We start from the raw sequence: 19,581 nt of genomic DNA, 5'->3' as shown, positions 1-19,581 counted from the left end.
TCAAACAAATTATTTTGTATAGGCAGAGTCCTTTAATGTAATGGCAAACTGCTTCAGAAACAATGCAATATCCTTTTGCACATCTGTTGCCTTTTCAAACCGGATATTCTGACGCTTCCATGTTTTCTGTGCAATCTGAACACTTGGAATTCCCAGCTTTTCCACTGTCGCTGTTTCAACAGCCCCGGCAATTGAGGTGTCATCCGCCTTTTTCACAAATGCCTCCGCTTCCTTTCTGTAAGCGGCAACCTTCTCCTCGCTACCCTTCTTAATAAACAATGCAGCCTGCGGATATCCGCTTTGCTCCATGTTATTTGCTGCCTTATATTCCTTCTGCAGATCCTTCAAAACCTTGAGTTCAATTCCTTTTTCCTTCGCCTTTGCAATGGTTGCAGTAGCAGCAGGCTCTGCCAGAAGACCAACAGCAGCCTTTTTACTCAGCAGCTGTGCCTGCACTTCATTTGCAGAATTGAAATAACGGATTTCAGGAGTAAACGACGATAGATCCATACTGCTTTCCAATACCTTCTGCGGAACCGCCTTTTCACCGAAGGCCGCAAACATTCCCTCTTTCTGTAAATCTGCTTCATCACTTCCGATAATATACAGATTGCCCCATGTGACGACAGAGTCCAGAAGATACGCGCTCTTATCCTTGGAAAGCAGCGCTGCTCCCAGGTTGATCGGAGCTATGATCGCATCATACTCACCATCCTTTTTCGCAAGCTGTGCACGCAATACATCCGTTCCGTCAACGGTATCGATGGTTACGTTCTGATTACCGTAAAGCCCAAGCAAGGACAGAGACGGTGCTCCCATAGGCGCCAGAATTTTGATAGGCTCCTCTTTCTTAGATTCCTTTTCTTCCTGCTTGCTGCTCTGGGTGCTACAGGCTGTCATCGAAACAGCCAGTATTGCTGCAAGCGCCCCCTTAAGCAGCTTCATTACAGTTTTTTCTCCTTCACTGCTTTCTCCATCATAGCAATGAAGTCATCCAGTGACATCGTTATAGATTCCCTGCTTTGTGCACGGCGCAGTGTAACACTTCGGTTTTCAATTTCACCGTCACCGATTACAAGCTGGTACGGAATTTTGGAAAGCTGCGCTTCACGAATACGGTATCCCAGCTTTTCGTTTCTTGCATCCAGCTTACTGCGGAAGCCAAGTGCACATAATTTCTCATGTACCTCATTTGCATATCCCAGATGCTTCTCATGATGAACCGGAACCACACTGACCTGCTGCGGTGCCAGCCATACTGGGAAATGTCCTGCGAAATGCTCAATCAGGATACCGATAAAGCGTTCAATGGAACCGAAGATTACGCGATGAAGCATGACCGGACGTACCTTGGAGCCGTCTTTTTCAACATAAGTTAAATCAAATCGCTCCGGCAGATTCATGTCCAGCTGAATGGTACCGCACTGCCATTCTCTTCCCAGAGAATCCTTGATATGGAAATCCAGCTTCGGACCATAGAATGCTCCGTCTCCCGGATTCACCTTATAATCCTTTCCTGCATGAACGCAGGCATCTGCCAATGCTTTTTCACTCTGCTCCCAAATCGCCAGATCTCCAATGTATTTCTTTTCCGGACGTGTAGAAAGCTCGATGCGATAGCTCAGTCCGAACACCGAATATACACGATCGATGAACTGAATCAGCTGCATAACTTCGCTTTCAATCTGATCGGGACGCATAAAGATATGTGCATCATCCTGTGTAAACGTACGGACGCGGAACAATCCGTTTAATGCGCCGCTTGCCTCATGACGGTGCACCTGTCCGAGCTCTCCCATACGCAATGGGAGATCCTTATAGGAATGCAGCCCGTTCTTAAACACCAGCAAAGAACCCGGGCAATTCATCGGTTTGATTGCGAATTCACGATCATCAACCATGGTCGTATACATGTTCTCTTTATAATTTTCCCAGTGACCACTCACTTCCCACAGCTCTTTGCTCATCATGATTGGTGTTTTGATAAACTGATAGTTTTCCTTTGTGTGCTCTTCATACCAGAAGTTTTCCAGCAGATTGCGGATAATCATTCCGTTTGGCAGGAAAAATGGCATACCTGGAGCGAATTCGCTCATCATGAACAGTCCAAGCTCTCTTCCCAGCTTTTTGTGATCACGCTTTTTCGCTTCCTCCAGCAGATGCAGATGATCCTCAAGCTCCTCAGCTGTCGGGAAACAGATACCGTAGATTCTCTGCAGCATCTTATTGCTGGCATCTCCCTTCCAGTAGGCACCGGAATGCTTCAGCAGCTTGAAATTTTTCAACTGCTTAACTGTATCGACATGCGGTCCCCGACACAGGTCAATGAACTCCCCCTGCTGATAACAGGTGATTGTACCATCCTCCAGATCACTGATCAGATCGATTTTGTAGGGGTCATTTTGGAACATTTCCAAAGCCTCTTCCTTGGAAATCTCCTTTCGTACGATACGCTTGCCGTCCTTGGCAATCTTTTTCATTTCCTTTTCGATTTTCGCAAGATCCTCTTCCTTAATTACTTCATCACCCAGGTCAATATCATAATAGAAGCCCTCACTGATGACCGGCCCTACCCAGAATTTTGCCTGTGGATACAAGCGCTTTACCGCCTGTGCCATCATATGTGCACAGGAATGATTCAGCCTGCTTAATTCCTCATGCTCTTTAATATCAATCATATTCATTTCCTCCTATCCAGAATATATCGTAGCATTCATTTGTTTCCGGTATGCGATAGCTTCGTTCCCAGCATCCACCAGCGTGCAGAATCGTTTTTTTCGACGCGATATTATCATCGCGACAACTGACCATTACCGCTTGCAGTCCATATTCCCGTTTTGCAAGTACAACTGCCTGCTTCAGCATCTCTTTGGCGATTCCCTGCCTGCGATATGCCGGATGCACGCGGTATCCGATGTGCCCGATAAACTTTCTCAGATATGCATTGAGCTCATGCCGCAATACAAGCGTGGCAACGACTTCACCATGCTGCCTGACAAGATACAGACTGCTGGAAACAACACCCTCTGGCAGATTTGCACCGATATGCCAATCTGTCTGTGCCTTCAGAAAAGCAGACATATCCGCATACTGAAGGCGAAACGGCAAAACATCTGTTTCCTCTGCATCCTTACAGACATCCTCATAACGCTGCAGGGCTTCAGCGTCAGAAACTTGTGCCAGTACAAGCTGCATATCATCATCTCCTTCAACAAAAAAAAGACTGCATCCAAAGGACGTTCAGTCTTACACGCGGTACCACCTTTGTTCATATGATTCCTCATATGCACTCAAACCCGTAACGCAGGCATGCGGCTTTCCCTTTCGGGTGCTACTCCAAGGTAGTAAGATCAGCATTCCTTCAAAGGACTTTCACCTGCCGTCCTTCTCTCTGCATCAGAATAATGACCCCATGTCCTTTTCCTCGTATTTAACTCCTGTCTATTTTATACACCATTCCAGACGATATGTCAAATACTTCTCCCATAAAAACAAATTCGCCATAGTATTCAGAATTTGTAAACATATTTTCAAAATATTCCGTATTTTACAGCTTTTATGTATTCCGCTTACAAATTGGTAAATTTTAACAGTTTAATTTCCACTGAAGTCTAGTATAATTTTCACATGCATGGAAAGGAGTATGTACATGAGAAAAACTTATGGTTATGTCCGAGTTTCCAGTCAGGACCAAAATGAAGCTAGACAATATCTGGAATTATTGGACATGGGAATTGACAAAAAGTATATTTACATGGATAAACTGAGTGGTAAAGATTTCAATCGGCCTGCGTATCATAAGCTTGTCTATAAGAAACTGAAACAGGGGGATCTGCTTGTCGTAAAAAGTATCGATCGTCTTGGCAGAAACTACAATGAGATTCTGCAGGAATGGAAATACATAACCAAGGACAAAAAAGTGGATATCAAGATTCTGGATATGCCGCTTCTCGACACAGATCAGAAAAAAGATCTGATTGGCACTCTGATTGGGGATATCGTATTGCAGCTGCTCAGCTTTGTTGCGGAAAATGAGCGTGTGAATATCCATCAGCGGCAGGCTGAGGGAATCCGTGCAGCGAAAATGCGTGGTGTGCGGTTCGGCCGGCCAAAAATCGCATTACCGGAGGACTTCGAGGAGATTGTGTATTTATGGCAGCAGGGGGAGCTGCAAAGCAAGGAGGCAATCGCTATTTCCGGTTTGAAATATTCAACCTTCTATAAGAAAGTCAAGGAGCTGGAGGACGGTAAGCTGAATTCCGAGACATCAAGATAGCGGCTTTGCATAACAAGGAAAAGGGAAAAGAAAACAAGTCCGTAAAACGCAAGGACTTGTTTTTATGATAGACTTACCAGCTTCCGCCGCCTCCGCCGCCAAAGCCGCCACCGGAGAAACCGCCTCCAGAGAAGCCTCCACCGCCAAAACCGCCAAAGCTACCTCCGCCGCTTCCGCCTTTTGGTGCCGGAACGTATGTAGCTGCTGCTGAAATATCATGAAAGCAGTAATGGAAATGATTCCACCACAGCATGGTGGTAAAAACACCTGTGGAATCATAGCCCTGATACCAGTTTGGTGCTGCCACCGCAATTGTTTCGAATTTTTTCACCCAAACATCACTTACACCAAGAACATATGCGTAAGGAAGAATGGAGAAAAATGCATAGGGATCGTCCTTTGCAAGAAGCTCCAGACGGTCCTTCTCACAGGTTAGGATAAAATCCTTCAGACCGAGAATCTGTCCCAGCCAGCGCGTGCCCTGCTCACTGCGCTTGTCCATGAATATCATGATCAGAATCAGTAAAATGGTAATGACGGCATGAAGCAGTACCGCCCACATACTGCCGCCTACCAGCAGCTGCAAAACAGCATTCACGGCAATCAGAATTCCATTTAGAAAGACCATAAGGCACATAACCAGCACAAAAATCGGCTTCTTCATTACATAACGCTTACGCATGATAATGATCCATGGGATACAGGATACCATCAGTAGCACGGACGGTATAACATAGGGAATCGCAAATAAATTCATTTCATACTTGGCCTTTGCACTGAAGAAGGATAACAGCAAGCCCGGAAGGCCAATCAATAGGATCATAATCACTTGAAGTACCACAGAGGTATTCGTAAATATGCGTTTCTTTGGATCTTTGTTAAAATAATTCCGCAGCATACTTTTGGCACTGGCAAGCCCTCTTCGCACTTCTTCGTTCTTCATTCCCTCTTCCCTGACGATGGTTTCGTAAAGGAATATAGAATCAAAAAATGCACGTTCATAGGCATGACTGTTCTCTTTCGTCATATCCTTTAGCTTCTCCAACTGAAATCCGTCCTTTTCATCATATATTTTTATGAAGCCGCGATTTGCCCAGTCGATGATCAGAGACAGAATATCCTTATTTTCTACGGTATTATCGATCACATAACCCACACCGGCACTGTCCAGACCATCCGGTGCTTTAAATTCAACCGTCGCGATGATCTCATCATCCCGTCCGTATTTCCAGAACAGCGAAAGAGCCGCCAACAGCAGTATGCCAGACGCTATACTCACCGGTATGGAATAATCCTTCGGTTTTGGATAGATAAAATATCCGTTTGGCAGATTAACCTTTATGGTTGCACTTTCATTGGACAAAAGAAGCCTGCCGGTTTCTCCCTTGATATGCAGCTGATCCACCTCATGTGTGAGGTTCGTTGTCGTTTCCCCGAAAGCCCCGCTGTAGGTAAACACCGCATTTTCATCAAAAGCCTTCGGCATTTTTATGTCATAGGACAAATGACGAATCTGAGTATCAAAGCCGTATGCAAGATTCCAATACAATGCCTGCGCATGGTTACTCAAATCCAGATCCTTCGTCTTTACATGATAAGAAATCTCATACTTCTGTTCCCCGTATACCGTCTTATCCGGATCACCGAGCTTAACAACCACCGCATCAGCGTTGCCCTCAAGAGAGCAGGTTCGGTTACAGGTTACTTCACTGACCGGAAAATAATAGCTCTTCTTTTCCAGCTTTCCATCCACAGACCACTCCATATCATAGGAGGTTGGGATATTACGAAAAAATCCATGCTTTGCTTCTGTAAAATTCAGCACATAGGTTTCTGTAATGTCAATACCACCATCCTCATGTACCTCCATAGACACATGCAGATCATCAATAATGAAAGCCTCCTGCGCATCCACCGGTATAAGCGTTGCCGCAAACAGCAAACAGCAGACCGCAATCCATCGTTTAATTTTTTTCATTGTTGTTTCCCTCATAAGAACATGTTGTTGCATGTTTTTCCAAGCGCGCCTTTATGCCGCTTTTCAGCTCACAGTTATGCATCTGCCTTCAGCTGTTGCACATACTATGCAGCCGGATACCGCCTTATTTTTCAAAGGATAAAAAGGAATAGCTGTGCTATCCCTTTAAAACTGTACCTTTACGTTTTCACGCTGGGCAGCATCCTCGATTTCATACAGCGGCTTCTTCGTCTTATGGAACATGCCGGCAAGCAGATTGCTTGGGAACATTTCCACAAGATTGTTGAATTTCACACATACTGCATTATAGTATTTACGTGAATTTGCAATTTCAGATTCGATATTCTGCAGCTCGTTCTGCAGCTGTGTAAAATGCTGATCCGCCTTTAGGTTCGGATACTGCTCACTGATGGCATACAAAGGCCCCAGCATAGACTGAAAATTCTTCTCGGATTTGATTTTTTCATCCAATGACTGCGCATTTACAGCAAGATTTCGCGCACTGATAACCCTTTCCAGTGTCTCTGATTCATGCTTTGTATAGCCCTTGATGGTTTCCACCAAATTCGGAATCAAATCATAGCGCTTTTTCAGGTATACATCCATCGTAGAAAACGCCTCTTCCACTTTATTCTGCAGCTTTACAAATTTATTATAGGTTGAAATAACCCATAGCAGAATGAGCACGACTACAACAGCAATAATAATCATTATCATAGATATTCCCTCCTTTTATTAGCTAGATTATACCATAGAAGACATAGCTTCACCAGAAATTCTTTTCTCACGGCGTATTTCCATAAAAGCTCCTCTTCCTCGCTATACAAAACGCAGATAGAAAAAAGACCGGAACCCCCGGTCTAGAATACAAAATTTCCCTGTTCAAAGACGGCTACCTCGCACCCGTCTTCACAAACTCCGGTTATTTTCATATCCGGACTGCCAAACATGAAATCCACGTGGGTCATGGAATGATTGGCCCCTGCTTCCTTCAGCTGTTCCTCACTCATATCGACACCACCTGCAACATTCATCGGATACGCATCTCCCAATGCTAGGTGACAGGAGGCATTTTCATCAAACAGCGTATTCAGAAACAGAATACCGCTCTTACTGATTGGAGATTCGTAAGGCACCAGAGCAACCTCACCTAGATAACAGCTTCCCTCATCGAAATGAACGAGTGAGGACAGTGTGTCATATCCTTTCTCGGCGCCAAAATCAATAACCTTTCCATCCTGAAAGAGAAACCAGAAATCCTCAATCAGCGTTCCGTTATAATCCAGCGGCTTTGTGGCGTACACCTTGCCATTTACCCCGGTTTTCTTCGGCATCGTAAAAATTTCCTCCGTTGGCATGTTTGGATTAAACTCTACACCGGCTACTGTTTTTTCACTTCCTCCGGCCCATAGGTGATTTTTAACAAGCTCTACCCATAAATCCGTACCCCCTGCATTTTCAAAATGCAGCTTCTGGAAGCGATGCGTATTTAAGATCTGCTCCCTGCGTGCAAAATTTTCCTGCAGATCGATCCATTCCTGAATTGGATCATTCTCTGCCTCAACATGTACAGCACTGAGAATTCGATCCCACAGTTCCTCTACAGCAGCCTCTTCGCCCTCGAATTCAGGGAAAACCAGATTCGCCCATTCCCTATTCGGAGCCGCGACGATGCACCACTGTGTTTTATTCATCATGGTATATGACTGCAGTTCTTTTCCCGCCTTCGCCATGGCCAGACGTGCCTTGCTGATTTTTTCAGCATCCGCATCCTTTAAAATGCCGGGAATATCACTGATGATATGCAGAATGCAGGCTCCTTCTTTCATATAATCCAGCTTACAGTCGATCTGCCAGGGCCGTACCGTACACAGGGTTTCCTCGTCCTGATACTGATAATGCTGCTTGGAAACGTAATCATCCTTATAGAAAACGAGTACCTCCTTTGCCCCTGCCTGATATGCTTCTTCCACACAGGCGCGTGTCATCTCCAGCGCTTCCACGGAGGTATTGATAATCAGCGTCTGTCCCTTTTGCAGGTTAACACCCTTGCGCACCGCAAGCTTTGCATATTTCTGTAAACGTGCATCCATTTTCCTACTCCTTTACGTATGCCATCGGCAGCATAGCTGCACCAATAATCCCTGGTTCATCCAGCTCAGCCTCCATAAACACCACAGTCTGCATTCCCTTATGAATCATATTACGGAAATAATTCTCCATCTTATCGAAGAATACATCCTTGCCCTTCATAACACCGCCACCAACGACAAAGACCTCCGGATCCACAACGTGCGCAATCTGGGAAAACATCACTGCCAGATCATACGCCACCGCATCACAGATTTCCAATGCCTTGGCATTTCCCTTGCGCGCCAGATCAAACACATCACCGGCATGCTGAACAGCATCTTCACCAAACGCCGCTTTCCCCTTACGGGTAATCGCCGTACCGCTTGCTTCATTTTCTACGGCTCCGACATTCAGATAATTCACCTTCTCACGGTTTCTGTCAATAATCAGATTGGCAATTTCCCCGGCATGTCCGTTTCTTCCGGCGATCACCTTCTGATTGACAACCAGAGCACCGCCAATGCCCGTGGAGATCGTAACATAGTAAACGATATCTTTTCCTTTTCCAGCCCCCTGCAGTGCCTCTCCCATACCGGCAACATTCACATCATTATCCAGGAATGTCGGTACGTGGAAATGCTCTTCAATTCTGGAGGCGATTGGATACCCCTCAAATCCCGGCAGATTGGTAGCCAGAATCATCTTGCCGTTTTTCGTGTCTACAGGACCCGGCACACCCATGCCGATACCGGCAACTGCTTCATATCCTTCAATACGTTCGATCATGGATATGATTTTACTAACTACCTGCTCCACACCTTTGCCGATTTCAGTAGGTTCCTTTACAATTTGCAGGATGGCACCTGTTTCATCAACTTTTGCCACTCTGACGTTTGTACCGCCCAAATCAACACCAATATACGTTTTCATAAAAAAGCTCCTCCTTTAAGACTTGTCTATATTGTATCATATCTGAAGGAGCTTTTCCTTAAATATAACAAATTTATCAGCGTGCACTGCTCTCCTTCACATATGTTTTTTCGTAATGAAAAAGCGGCATGCGTACACTGCCGGAGGTTATGACCTGATAAATTCGCAAATCATCCTTCACCCCCCTGTTTTCAATACGGACATCGTAATTTGCCGCATGTGTCAGCTGATCGATAACTGCAGGCGAAAAATCACTGCTTTCCAGTTCATGAACAACTCCGTAATGAAAATCATTGAGCTTGGCAATCTGCATCTGTGCTGACATCACGTTGATAAACAAAACACAAACAAAGGTTAGAAATATCATTGATAATGCACTTGTGATACTAATTTTCATAATACCTCCTTAATCCACCAGCACCTGAATGTGCTTCACACTCTTCATCCCCAGGGAATTACGGACGACACATCGAACCGTATACACTCCCTTTTTCATCGGGTTTACCTGCCCGTAAAATTCCAGCTTTTCACTGATATCACCATCCATATGGTCAATCGCCCTCACATGTTCCCTGATCTGATAGCTGCTGCCCTGCGGTATGCGCTGATTCTGTGCAAGTATCTGTGGAAAGGAATGCTCCAGCAGCATCTGATTGATGTGCAGCTGCGTATTCTCCATCTGTTTACTTTCCTGTTCCATATAGGTCTTTGCACTCAGGCTCCATCCTCCGAATGCGGAAAAAACGACCGTAATGATCAGAATCGTAACCCAGACGGGTACGCTGATTCTGACTGCATTTTCCATTAGAACAGCCTCTCCAGCAGTCTGCTGATGACATCCGTGTACATTGCAAGAGACAGCATTGCCATAACAGAAAAAGCACAAATCAGTTCTACCATCAGTTCCACACTTTCTTTTACTGTCGTATCCATACTAAACTCCCAGCAGCGGCATGGACGTAAACAGATAATAGAATACCGTAAGCATGGCACTTGCACAAAGCAGCATCACTACGACCTCAACAGCCGTTTCTGTCGCATGTTCCATCAGCTCATGATCAGCTGGGATAAAATCAAAGATACAAAAAACATATACATACAGGGAACACTCATCATGATCATAGTCAGCGTATCGGCTGTAAAGAGCTCGCTGCGATAACGTCGCTCGCGCTTATCCCTTTCAATCCTCGAAAGGGCTTTTGTAAGTGCTGCTATCTCATATTTCAATTTATCCTTCGAAAGACTGCGATATTCATACAGCTTCATCATGATATCCCGAAATCCATCGATTTCATACATGGATAGAAAATTTAGATAAGCGTCTTTATCGGAATGATCCAGCGTAATCTGCTGTATGAAGCACTCCAGATCCGGTTTGAGAATTTCCGGTGCAGAAGCATAGGAGAGTGAGATTGCATTATAAATATTGTTTTCTCCAATCAATGCATATATCGTGTTAACCCAAAGAATGATGGCATCACTGATCTGTCTGCAGCGCTGATTGTGTCGAAGCCTGAGCCACAGCCAGGGCAGCTTATAGCCGCCATAGGTAAAGCCTACGGCACAAACTATACAGACAGGAGGCGAAGAGCGTTTTATAACCGCCAGCAGCACCCCTATCAGTCCCATAAAAAGCATGAAGGCAAAGCGTATGAGCGAATAATGCCATTCCTCTTTATGTTCAAGCAGATAGCCGTATCGCGTTGTATCATGTGTCATCCATTGCATAACCTGATTCATTTATTCATCCCTCCTCAGCCATTTCTTATTCACCAGCGACATATAAACCACCAGAAACAAAAGCATCAGTATCTCAAGCTCAAGAAATGTAAAAAGCTGATACTGCGCATTTTCAATAATGCCTTCCTGCACCTGCGCATCCTGATAGGCAAGTACGGAGTATACACTGATGGCAAAGGAAAGTACCGTCATGAGGAAAAACATATATTTGGCAGATTTTTTCTTTTTCTGAAACATAAGCATGCTGTTTTTCCAGCCATCGTAATCAATCAAATCCAAATTGTAATAGACAGAATCCCCACCCTGCTTCTCTCCGGTTATGAGCAGTGAGTGCAGTCGCTTCAAATAGGTGTTTTCGTAGAACTCCTCTATGTAGCCAAGTGCTTTGGCATACTCTCCGCTGTCTTCGATTTCCATAACTGCACGATGAATGCACACGGACATTTGCGAATCATCCGCAAACAAATTGCAGGTTTCCTTCAGCGCTGTATTTAACTTTCCGTATACCTTGAAATACATGCGCATTCCTTCAAAGTAATGACAGTATTCCTCAAAGCGTTTTTTCTCACTCTGATAGATAAAATAAGAGGAGATCACTGCCGGTAGCAGCAGCATTAACGTTGCGATTACCACACATGTATACAGCAGCTGCAGCCTTTGCATATAACAGATTGCCCCCACACATAAACAGGCACCGCCGATGGTCAGCAAAAGATCCCTTTTGGAATAAGCACAGCCATAGGTTTCTATCAGCGGCTTCTTTGTAAAGCTATAGGTTTTCAATTCCTTCCCTCCAATCCAGCTGAATATTCTGATTTGCAAAATACTTTTTAAAATACTCCGGCATCGCATATCGAATTGCCTGTTCCTCTCTTTGTTCATAGAGAAGACATTTCTGCGGTACTCTGTCTGCATCATTCCAAAACAGGGCAATCTGTCCAATATAACGGCGCAGCCTTCCGTTTCGCATGACTCTGCAGGGGGTGATGCATACCTGAATATAGTCGTGTATGGTAGAAAGCAGATGATGATCATTCTTGTTTGAAGAAAGCTGTATCATGCGCTGCGGCATTAACAGAGCATCCTTTACATGCAGCGTTGCCGTTACTCTTGCCGAACTGCTCAGCACCAGAAAAAGATCATCCACAGCCTCATCACGAACTTCCTGAAAGCAGACATAATCTGCATTGTCACGCAGAATACACGAGGTTGCCGCAGTATATGACATGATATCATTTATGATATACTGTCGGATATTGCGCTGCGGATACAATTCAAGCATGCGCATTTCATCAATGTCACTAAGCAGAACGATACTCGCCTGATCATCACACATACTCAGCATTGTTTTCATCAGCTGTGTTTTTCCGGTTCCTACCTCACCTCCGAAAATCACGCTCATCCTTGCAATTACACAGGCCCGCAGAAAATCAAATACCGCAGAGCTGCAGTATTTCGTTTTTTTCGCCGTCTTTGGCGTAATCACGAGCTCTATCGGATTTTTCCTTATGCTCAATGTAAATCCGGATGTGGAGAAGGACTGATGTGTCGCATGTATGCGCAAGCCATCTATCTCACCATCCAGCTTCGGATGCTCATAATTAAACTGGTCATTGATTGCGCCGGAATTGCAGAGTCTGTTCAGCAGCTGCTCCAGATAGCCAGGCTCCAAAAGTGCTGCTCTGCTTTTTCCTTTGTGCACATGTGTTGTATAAACTGTTTTTCCGTTACTGTCAATGTCCGTAATCATCGCATCATTTACAAATGGCTGCAGAATTCCAAAATCAAATGCCATATTAGCTGCCTGCTCCGGTCGAATTGAATAGGTTATTTGTCTGCTCTACGGTTTTATCAGAAACACTTTTTGAGTATTCCTTGCTTGTAGCGATAAAGATACTTCCAACAACAAGTGCCAGTACAACAAGAACAGCTATTTTAGGTGCATTTTCCATTTTCATTTGTCCTTTCCGTGGGGTTGCCACAAAAAAAGCACATTACTATGTGCACGCTTTTTGACAGGAAGACATAACCTGTATATGATCAGGGGAGATCATATGCCTCAATAATCATAGTTTTTCGCAGCCTGCGCTGATCTCTGACTCCATTCATATGAACAAAGTCTGCGGTCAGCTCTACATCCAGTAATCCATCCCTGCTGATATCCATAATTCGCAGGGTGTAATCCGTATCCGAATTGATATTGGATGCAAATTCACGCAAAAGCTCAGCCTCCATGCCGGATTCATCCACTGCATACATTTTATGGATTCCTACCGCCTTTAGCGAGTTTCGCATACTGATTTCTGCGGCATCCTCCATCTCACTTTTTCTCTGTGATATGGAATTGATATCCATCACAAGCAGAATAGAGACAGAAAAGCAAATCATCAAAATACTATATTTGATAACGGATTTCATACTCACCTCCTAAGATATGAAAATTCTTCCAGAAACGCCTTGTTCTCCTGCGTTGAATACCCGTGCGCTGCATTGAAACTGCGGATTTTTGCAATATCCTCTGCCGTGAGATGCCAGGTGCACTCTGCCTGCGCTGAGGTTTTCTGCAGGGACTGTGTCAGCCTTTGAAATTGTGTTGTCGCTCTCCAATAGCTGTCAGGATGCAGTGTCTGAATATGGCTGGCGGATATTGAGCGAATATATTTTCTGGAGCGATCCTCTTGTGCACGTTTATCCAGAACGATAACCTTGATATTTTTTTCGGAACGGTTTCCTGCGCTGTCTTTTACTTCATAGGTTAACTCATAGGTTCCCTGCTTTTTCAGATTCGTCGTATCTTTGAGAACTGTCAGCCGTGCGCTGATATCACCATCCTCCTTATCCTGTGCCTTCGCCCGTTCCAGGCGTATCCGCTGCCATTCCTGCACCGTATACAAGTCCTCAAAGATATGGATATCCTGTGCAGTGATTACCGGTTCCTCATCCCAATAGGCATACAGCGTCATAGAGTTCTTCACAGGCTGCCGGAAGTCGTACCTCACACCTGCAGCCGTATACCAGCCCATAAATTTATTATTCTTTTTTACTGGATCAGCTGGCGTACCTGCTTTATCTCCATAAGTGATGGTCTGAGATGCAACAAAAGAGCCTCCATTGGAATCAAAGGTAACAGTGAAGGTCCGTATTTTATAGGAGGCAGTAATGGTTCTGTTTCCCGTAACATTGGTATAATCGCCCTTCCATCCCTGAAAAATATACCCTTCTCTGGTCGGCGAGGACGGCGGAGATGCATTTCCGCCATGTGAAACCGTTTGTGTTTTCAACACACGCCCATCCCAATCCAAAAAATTCACAGTATAGGTGTTGGTAGCATATTGGGCTGTTATCACCAAATCCTCACGGACATTTTGAAAGGGCTTATCCCATCCGGTAAACGTCTTATCTGTTTTATTGGATACCTTTGGAGCTGATGCGCTCTTATACCTCTCCACTGTTTGTGTCTTCAATACCGTACCGTCATCATCAAGAAATTTGACCGAATAGGATGGCAGAGGAATATTGATGGATTTGGTCACATTCACAACGGTTAATGCTCCGTCCTTAATATCACGAAGCTCAACGACATGTGTTCCTGATTTTATGGTTACTGTTTTTTCTCCGCACAGCTGTGTTTTGTTTGCTATATGCTTATCAATCCAGCTGGAAAAGGTTGCAACCTTTTTATTATCGAGGAAAACACCGACAGGTACTTTCTGATAAATATAGGAACCAGCACTTCCCTTATGTGTTATGTAATATCGAAACCGGTATTTCATTGTCATAGCCTCATCGTCAAAGCCAACTAATTCATGAGTTATTGTTTCAAAAAAACTCCCATTATTCCATGATCCGATTTTTGTAAAACCTACAACCTTTTCCTTATTACTCAAAGGCTTAAATGCCTGTGTGGTTAATGCTCCTGCGCTTACATAAACCGGCTCTATCATAGGGAATATTACAAATATAAAAAGAAATAACAGTACTGAAAAACGGAATGATTTCTTCATTTCTTGTTCCCTCCTTTCAAATTAAAAAAGCTAGAATTCTAGCTTTTTTAATTATTTAAAGAAATCTACAGTCCAAGGTGTTGTTCCATCACCAGCATTAGCATAGTTACCATCAAATGGTTGTCCTATTTCCATATAATATCCATACCACGGACTGCCTTCTAACTTTACCTGTTCATTCGCCCATGCATATGCCTCATCATATGTTGCAAAAACACGTCCACTGTTGCCTAATAAATTAGATGGAAAATTATCAACTGTCATAACAGGAAGTTTTTCCTCCGGCGGATACACAGGCTCCTTCTCCGCAGCATTACCGCTTGTTGCTTGCGATGAATCCGGCTTTGGATTCGCATCCTTCGGTTTATCACTGCTCTGGTTACCTGATGTAGAAGATGATGCCTGGCTCTGTTCAGGCTGCTGCACTTTTGTTTCTGTATCTGTTTTATCTGCACCCTTACTTTCTGAAGCCCTTTCACTCTTTTTGTTATCCTTCTTTTTCTCTTTCTTTTTTGTATCCTTTTTTGCTGCTTTTCCCGTATCGATGGAAACCTCTGCGGAAGCATGCTCCTGCTTTAACCCTGATTTCTCCTTACCATCGCTTGTAAACTGCACAAGCAGACTGTTTTTCTCTGACAGATTGCCGCTGCTATCCTTAACCTGCACATCGAAAACGACTTCTTTATCAGACTCTGGAATCCGCTTGAGTCCAGCGAACGATTGAAACTTCTTATCATAGTTATCCGTGATAACGGCATTATCGCGAATGGCATCATTCACTTTATCAAGATTTGAACCCAGCTTGAAAATCAAACGCTTCTTTTTCCATTTCAGAATCGGTCTTTCTTTATCAACAATCTTCACCTTCAGCTTATAATCCTCATTTCCGTAAGCAATGGTGATTGAATAAGTTCCCAGCTTTTGAATATCCAGATTCCCGCTTTTTACCGTCACCTTATCTGCCTTGTCAACGGAATCAAAAAAGCAGGACGCAGACAAATCCAGTTCCTTATGCACAGGTATTTCAATCTCCCCGCTTTTTAATACCGGCGTGGATGAACAGCCCATAAGCAACAGTGTCGTCAGCAAGCCTGCTGAAAAAAAACTCTTCTTCATATCTTCTTCCTCCATTTCATTCCCACGTAATCATTATACTATAGATTTCATGAGACGCAATACCTCTTTTATTCTTACAACCTCCTTTCAAAAAAAAGAAACACGACAGGCTCATGTTTCCTTCAATTCTTTACATTAGTATAATACCATGAAACACCGTGCAGTTCCCACGCAAATTTCAGGCAAAAAACACGCAGCTGCAACGCAAAAAAAGAGCATGATCACTCATGCCCGGTATTCTTCGGGTATCCAAAATATTTGGGGGGCTAAACTTTAGGGGTCAATTTAGGGGTCTGAACTTTGAGGGACACTTTAGGGGGATAAATCCCAAAAGAAACAGGTGGCATTCATCTGTTTCTTTTTCTATAATGTTCTATTGGTTATGCTTCTGTGAAGGAGGTAATCATGGATCATTCTTATCTATTTAAATTATTAAACATTCCCGATGATGGTTCTATTATCATCAACGATGTTGAAATCATCGCTGATACCAAGTATGTATATATCTCTCGACCATCTATCCCGTCTTATTGCCCTAATTGTTCTTGCAGAATGCACTCAAAAGGTATTTATAAGCGCAAAATCAAACACCCTGTCTTACAAGACGGAACTTGCATCATCTTTATCGTGAGCCAAAGAAAGTGGAAATGCACTAACTGTTCCACATATGTTAATGAAGATTTCCCATTCTTTCAGCGTTATAAACAATCCTCTGATATTACTCCTCTACTAGTTTTAGAGGCTATGAAAGACCTTGATCGTTCTACCGCATCTATTGCCAGACAATTCAATTTATCTGATACTCAAGTTCACGATCTTTTCACTGCTTACGTGGATTTGCCACGTTTAACTCTTCCTGAGTTTCTTTCCGTTGATGAAGTACATATTGATATTTCTGAAAAAGAGAAATATGCCTTGATTCTTATGGACTTTACTTCTGGAGAGATTGTTGACATCTTGCATAACCGATGGCATCATACCATTGAAAACTACTTCTTCTCCATTCCATACGAAGAAAGAAAACATGTTCGTTATATTATTTCTGATGCATATAAGCCTTATCTTGAATTACCCAAGCATTTCTTTCCAAATGCTGTGTCGATTTTAGATAGTTTTCATGTTGTTAAATATTTATTAGGATTGATTAATACTTATATCAATTCAGTAATGAAAGCATATAAAGATAGAGATCTTAAAAGGCTTGAAAAACAAAATCATGACACCAATAGAGACAATAAAACGATTCAGGAATCACAAGAAGTTATCTTGCTTAGAAAATATCGCTGGGTGCTTTTGAAGAATCAAGACAATATCAATTACTCTGACAAAAGGTATTACCACAGCTCTCTTAGAATGTACGCAGATACATATACTATTGAAAAACTATTTCTCTCACTAGATCCTAAGTTCAATATAATCAGAGATGTGAAAGAAAAATATATTAGATTCAATAATACTCACTTTAGTTCTGAAGATGAAGTAATGCAAGAATTATTAAAAATGATTGAAGAATTTAAGGCTCTCAGAGGTTACATTCCTCGTCTTTTCTCACAATACCTTGATAAATATAAGCATGAGATTGCCCGCTCATTTACTATAACTGAGGTATCAAGACGTAGTGCAAAGGATAATGAGCGTTACTATGCACGTTTATCCAATGGACCTATGGAATCATTCAACCGAAAGCCGAAAGATTATAAGAGAAACTCACGAGGTTCCTCTAATTTTAATTATACTAGAAATCGAATCTTATGGTCTACCAGAAATAGACCTGCATTGAGAAATACGCCCAAATCATCTAATGAAGTACATAGCTATGTTGGAAAGAAACGTGGTAAATATAAAGTAAAAGAATAAAGAGATTAAGAATTTGTACAGAAGCATAACCAAAAAAAGAGAATCAGAATGTTTTTTCACTGATTCTCTTGATTTTAACTTTAGGGGTCTTAATTTTTAGCCTTTATTTTTTCTCTCCCCCAAAGTTGACCCCCAAATTTCTGGCGAAAACCCCTAAAAAATTTGGATAGCCTATTCTTCTTATTTTACTTCAATAATCTTCATTGTGTTGGTAGCACCATTTCCTACCGGATATCCGGCAACGATAATGATGGTTTCACCAACCTTGATTCCCATTTCCTTCGCAATTGCTCTAGCAAGCTCACACTCGTTGTTCTGGTTGTTTGCGACCTCGGAAAGAACAGTCGTAACTCCCCAGTTCATAGCAAGAGAACGCTGTGTTTTTTCGTCGAAGGTAACAGCAATAACCGGTGCCTCCGGACGGAATTTTGAAATTCTTCTTGCTGTGGTACCACTCTGTGTAAACGCGATAACAGCCGCAACATCCAGTGCCATAGCCGTATCCGCTACTGAAATAGCAATCGCATCATTCTTTGTTCTCTGGCTCGTCTTGATGCTTGCCTTCAAACGGTCTCTGAACGGAATGGTCGGCTCCATCGCCTTCGCAATACGATCCATTGTCTGTACAGCCTCGATTGGATACAGACCTGCAGCAGATTCCCCACTCAGCATGATTGCATCTGTTCCATCCAGCACGGCGTTGGCAACATCACTCGCCTCTGCACGCGTCGGTCTTGGATTCCCCTGCATAGACTCCAGCATATGCGTAGCAGTAACAACAGGTTTTCCCATGGCATTTGCTGTTTTGATGATTTTCTTCTGATAGATTGGTACCAGCTCAAAGGAAACATCAACACCAAGGTCACCACGAGCTACCATGACACCATCCGCTACCTCCAGAATTTCTTCCAGATTGTCGAAGCCTTCCTGGTTTTCAATCTTCGGAATGATTTGGATATCCGGTTTTCCTTCTTCTCTTAAAATCTTACGGATTGCCAGAATATCTTCTTTTCTTCTTGTGAAGGATGCAGCGATATAATCCACGCCCATCTGGCATCCGAAACGGATATCTGCGTCATCCTTCGGAGAGATGAACGGCATACTCAGCTTCACACCAGGCAGGTTACAACCCTTCTTGCTTTTCAGCTGTCCCGGGTTCTCAATACGGCACTTCAGTTCGCCTTCCCTCTTTTCCAGAATGGTCAGACGCATTTTCCCATCATCAATCAGAATGGTTCCGCCAACTTCAACATCGTCGAAGATTTCCGGACACTGAATGTGAAATTTCTCGTGTGTTCCTAATATTTTTTCACGAACGATGGTAACCATATCGCCCTTCTCATACGTTTCCACGCCGTTCTCAAATTCTCCCAGACGTACCTCCGGTCCCTTTGTATCCAGCAGAATTGCGATATTTTTTCCTGTTTCCTTAACAACCTCACGGATATTCCTGATACGGTTCCCGTGTTCTTCAAAATCTCCGTGGGAGAAATTTAAACGGATGATGTTCATTCCGTTTTCGACGAGCTTCGTCATCATTTCCTTGCTTTCGGAAGCAGGGCCAATCGTACAAATAATCTTAGTTTTTCTGTTTGCTAACATGTTAA

20 protein-coding genes are annotated in these 19,581 nt (G+C 43.3%); 2 read left to right on the top strand and 18 right to left on the bottom strand.

The window, feature by feature from the left end; translation table 11 throughout:
• Nucleotides 1–9: 9 nt before the first annotated feature.
• The 3 genes from ACG3M1_RS10265 to ACG3M1_RS10255 are packed head-to-tail and all read right to left on the bottom strand — an operon-like array spanning nucleotide 10 to nucleotide 3,195.
• Entirely contained in the window at nucleotides 10–945 is a 936-nt protein-coding gene (locus ACG3M1_RS10265) for a hypothetical protein (protein ID WP_008819395.1), read from the bottom strand.
• Nucleotides 945–2,678 (bottom strand): threonine--tRNA ligase, encoded by a 1,734-nt coding sequence (gene thrS, locus ACG3M1_RS10260; RefSeq protein ID WP_008819396.1) that lies wholly within the window; start codon nucleotides 2,676–2,678, stop codon nucleotides 945–947. The genes ACG3M1_RS10265 and thrS overlap by 1 nt, the downstream gene beginning before the upstream one ends.
• Complete coding sequence (locus ACG3M1_RS10255) at nucleotides 2,671–3,195, bottom strand: GNAT family N-acetyltransferase (RefSeq protein ID WP_008819397.1); 525 nt, start codon at nucleotides 3,193–3,195, stop codon at nucleotides 2,671–2,673. Before ACG3M1_RS10255 ends, thrS begins: the two co-directional genes overlap by 8 nt.
• Nucleotides 3,196–3,649: 454 nt before the next feature.
• On the opposite strand from ACG3M1_RS10255, the gene ACG3M1_RS10250 reads away from it, so the two are divergent.
• Complete coding sequence (locus tag ACG3M1_RS10250; RefSeq protein ID WP_008727571.1) at nucleotides 3,650–4,276, top strand: recombinase family protein; 627 nt, start codon at nucleotides 3,650–3,652, stop codon at nucleotides 4,274–4,276.
• Nucleotides 4,277–4,349: 73 nt separating this feature from the next.
• Here ACG3M1_RS10250 and ACG3M1_RS10245 read toward each other — a convergent pair whose 3' ends face one another.
• From ACG3M1_RS10245 to ACG3M1_RS10180, 14 genes are all read right to left on the bottom strand, one after another.
• Nucleotides 4,350–6,254 carry a DUF2207 domain-containing protein gene (locus ACG3M1_RS10245; RefSeq protein ID WP_008819398.1) on the bottom strand — a complete coding sequence of 635 codons (1,905 nt, stop codon included), beginning with the start codon at nucleotides 6,252–6,254 and terminating at the stop codon, nucleotides 4,350–4,352.
• A 165-nt stretch (nucleotides 6,255–6,419) separates the two neighbouring features.
• Complete coding sequence (locus tag ACG3M1_RS10240; RefSeq protein WP_008727570.1) at nucleotides 6,420–6,971, bottom strand: LemA family protein; 552 nt, start codon at nucleotides 6,969–6,971, stop codon at nucleotides 6,420–6,422.
• A 143-nt stretch (nucleotides 6,972–7,114) separates the two neighbouring features.
• Nucleotides 7,115–8,347: an aminopeptidase gene (locus tag ACG3M1_RS10235; RefSeq protein ID WP_008819399.1), complete on the bottom strand. Its 1,233-nt coding sequence runs from the start codon at nucleotides 8,345–8,347 to the stop codon at nucleotides 7,115–7,117.
• A gap of 4 nt (nucleotides 8,348–8,351) precedes the next feature.
• Entirely contained in the window at nucleotides 8,352–9,257 is a 906-nt protein-coding gene (locus ACG3M1_RS10230; protein WP_002608664.1) for an ROK family protein, read from the bottom strand.
• Between the two features lie 76 nt (nucleotides 9,258–9,333).
• On the bottom strand, nucleotides 9,334–9,654 hold the full coding sequence (locus tag ACG3M1_RS10225) for a hypothetical protein (RefSeq protein ID WP_008819400.1): 321 nt from the start codon (nucleotides 9,652–9,654) through the stop codon (nucleotides 9,334–9,336).
• 9 nt (nucleotides 9,655–9,663) lie between these two features.
• Nucleotides 9,664–10,062, bottom strand: a complete 399-nt coding sequence (locus tag ACG3M1_RS10220) for an immunoglobulin-like domain-containing protein (RefSeq protein WP_008819401.1) — start codon at nucleotides 10,060–10,062, stop codon at nucleotides 9,664–9,666.
• Nucleotides 10,062–10,190 carry a hypothetical protein gene (locus ACG3M1_RS10215; RefSeq protein ID WP_002608661.1) on the bottom strand — a complete coding sequence of 43 codons (129 nt, stop codon included), beginning with the start codon at nucleotides 10,188–10,190 and terminating at the stop codon, nucleotides 10,062–10,064. Before ACG3M1_RS10215 ends, ACG3M1_RS10220 begins: the two co-directional genes overlap by 1 nt.
• A 114-nt stretch (nucleotides 10,191–10,304) precedes the next feature.
• The gene (locus ACG3M1_RS10210) at nucleotides 10,305–10,997 is read right to left on the bottom strand and encodes a hypothetical protein (RefSeq protein WP_008819402.1); all 693 of its coding nucleotides are present in this window, start codon (nucleotides 10,995–10,997) and stop codon (nucleotides 10,305–10,307) included.
• Complete coding sequence (locus ACG3M1_RS10205; protein ID WP_008819403.1) at nucleotides 10,998–11,780, bottom strand: hypothetical protein; 783 nt, start codon at nucleotides 11,778–11,780, stop codon at nucleotides 10,998–11,000.
• Nucleotides 11,767–12,792 carry an ATPase, T2SS/T4P/T4SS family gene (locus tag ACG3M1_RS10200; RefSeq protein WP_008819404.1) on the bottom strand — a complete coding sequence of 342 codons (1,026 nt, stop codon included), beginning with the start codon at nucleotides 12,790–12,792 and terminating at the stop codon, nucleotides 11,767–11,769. The genes ACG3M1_RS10205 and ACG3M1_RS10200 overlap by 14 nt, the downstream gene beginning before the upstream one ends.
• 1 nt (nucleotide 12,793) lies before the next feature.
• Nucleotides 12,794–12,949 (bottom strand): hypothetical protein, encoded by a 156-nt coding sequence (locus ACG3M1_RS10195; protein ID WP_002608656.1) that lies wholly within the window; start codon nucleotides 12,947–12,949, stop codon nucleotides 12,794–12,796.
• Nucleotides 12,950–13,037: 88 nt separating this feature from the next.
• Entirely contained in the window at nucleotides 13,038–13,415 is a 378-nt protein-coding gene (locus tag ACG3M1_RS10190) for a hypothetical protein (RefSeq protein ID WP_008819405.1), read from the bottom strand.
• 2 nt (nucleotides 13,416–13,417) lie between these two features.
• Nucleotides 13,418–15,001, bottom strand: coding sequence for an InlB B-repeat-containing protein (locus ACG3M1_RS10185; protein ID WP_008819406.1), 1,584 nt, complete (start codon nucleotides 14,999–15,001; stop codon nucleotides 13,418–13,420).
• Nucleotides 15,002–15,052: 51 nt separating this feature from the next.
• Nucleotides 15,053–16,117 (bottom strand): hypothetical protein, encoded by a 1,065-nt coding sequence (locus ACG3M1_RS10180; protein ID WP_009269324.1) that lies wholly within the window; start codon nucleotides 16,115–16,117, stop codon nucleotides 15,053–15,055.
• 405 nt (nucleotides 16,118–16,522) lie between these two features.
• Between ACG3M1_RS10180 and ACG3M1_RS10175 the strand changes: the two genes are divergently transcribed.
• Nucleotides 16,523–17,974 (top strand): ISL3 family transposase, encoded by a 1,452-nt coding sequence (locus tag ACG3M1_RS10175; protein WP_008819210.1) that lies wholly within the window; start codon nucleotides 16,523–16,525, stop codon nucleotides 17,972–17,974.
• Nucleotides 17,975–18,154: 180 nt separating this feature from the next.
• Here ACG3M1_RS10175 and pyk read toward each other — a convergent pair whose 3' ends face one another.
• Nucleotides 18,155–19,576: a pyruvate kinase gene (gene pyk / locus ACG3M1_RS10170; RefSeq protein ID WP_002608652.1), complete on the bottom strand. Its 1,422-nt coding sequence runs from the start codon at nucleotides 19,574–19,576 to the stop codon at nucleotides 18,155–18,157.
• Nucleotides 19,577–19,581: the final 5 nt, after the last annotated feature.

Source organism: Clostridium sp. 10cd* (genome assembly GCF_044336395.1).
GTDB classification, from domain to species: Bacteria; Bacillota_I; Bacilli_A; order Erysipelotrichales; family Erysipelotrichaceae; genus Clostridium_AQ; species Clostridium_AQ innocuum.
The sequence above is the reverse complement of the archived record's forward strand: the minus strand, read 5'-3'. Positions and strand labels throughout refer to the sequence as shown.

Coding starts and splice junctions, on each gene's coding strand:
- ACG3M1_RS10265 (WP_008819395.1), bottom strand. CDS start 945: ATGAAGCTGCTTAAGGGGGCGCTTGCAGCAATACTGGCTGTTTCGATG.
- thrS (WP_008819396.1), bottom strand. CDS start 2,678: ATGATTGATATTAAAGAGCATGAGGAATTAAGCAGGCTGAATCATTCC.
- ACG3M1_RS10255 (WP_008819397.1), bottom strand. CDS start 3,195: ATGCAGCTTGTACTGGCACAAGTTTCTGACGCTGAAGCCCTGCAGCGT.
- ACG3M1_RS10250 (WP_008727571.1), top strand. CDS start 3,650: ATGAGAAAAACTTATGGTTATGTCCGAGTTTCCAGTCAGGACCAAAAT.
- ACG3M1_RS10245 (WP_008819398.1), bottom strand. CDS start 6,254: ATGAAAAAAATTAAACGATGGATTGCGGTCTGCTGTTTGCTGTTTGCG.
- ACG3M1_RS10240 (WP_008727570.1), bottom strand. CDS start 6,971: ATGATAATGATTATTATTGCTGTTGTAGTCGTGCTCATTCTGCTATGG.
- ACG3M1_RS10235 (WP_008819399.1), bottom strand. CDS start 8,347: ATGGATGCACGTTTACAGAAATATGCAAAGCTTGCGGTGCGCAAGGGT.
- ACG3M1_RS10230 (WP_002608664.1), bottom strand. CDS start 9,257: ATGAAAACGTATATTGGTGTTGATTTGGGCGGTACAAACGTCAGAGTG.
- ACG3M1_RS10225 (WP_008819400.1), bottom strand. CDS start 9,654: ATGAAAATTAGTATCACAAGTGCATTATCAATGATATTTCTAACCTTT.
- ACG3M1_RS10220 (WP_008819401.1), bottom strand. CDS start 10,062: ATGGAAAATGCAGTCAGAATCAGCGTACCCGTCTGGGTTACGATTCTG.
- ACG3M1_RS10215 (WP_002608661.1), bottom strand. CDS start 10,190: ATGGATACGACAGTAAAAGAAAGTGTGGAACTGATGGTAGAACTGATT.
- ACG3M1_RS10210 (WP_008819402.1), bottom strand. CDS start 10,997: ATGAATCAGGTTATGCAATGGATGACACATGATACAACGCGATACGGC.
- ACG3M1_RS10200 (WP_008819404.1), bottom strand. CDS start 12,792: ATGGCATTTGATTTTGGAATTCTGCAGCCATTTGTAAATGATGCGATG.
- ACG3M1_RS10195 (WP_002608656.1), bottom strand. CDS start 12,949: ATGGAAAATGCACCTAAAATAGCTGTTCTTGTTGTACTGGCACTTGTT.
- ACG3M1_RS10190 (WP_008819405.1), bottom strand. CDS start 13,415: ATGAAATCCGTTATCAAATATAGTATTTTGATGATTTGCTTTTCTGTC.
- ACG3M1_RS10185 (WP_008819406.1), bottom strand. CDS start 15,001: ATGAAGAAATCATTCCGTTTTTCAGTACTGTTATTTCTTTTTATATTT.
- ACG3M1_RS10180 (WP_009269324.1), bottom strand. CDS start 16,117: ATGAAGAAGAGTTTTTTTTCAGCAGGCTTGCTGACGACACTGTTGCTT.
- ACG3M1_RS10175 (WP_008819210.1), top strand. CDS start 16,523: ATGGATCATTCTTATCTATTTAAATTATTAAACATTCCCGATGATGGT.
- pyk (WP_002608652.1), bottom strand. CDS start 19,576: ATGTTAGCAAACAGAAAAACTAAGATTATTTGTACGATTGGCCCTGCT.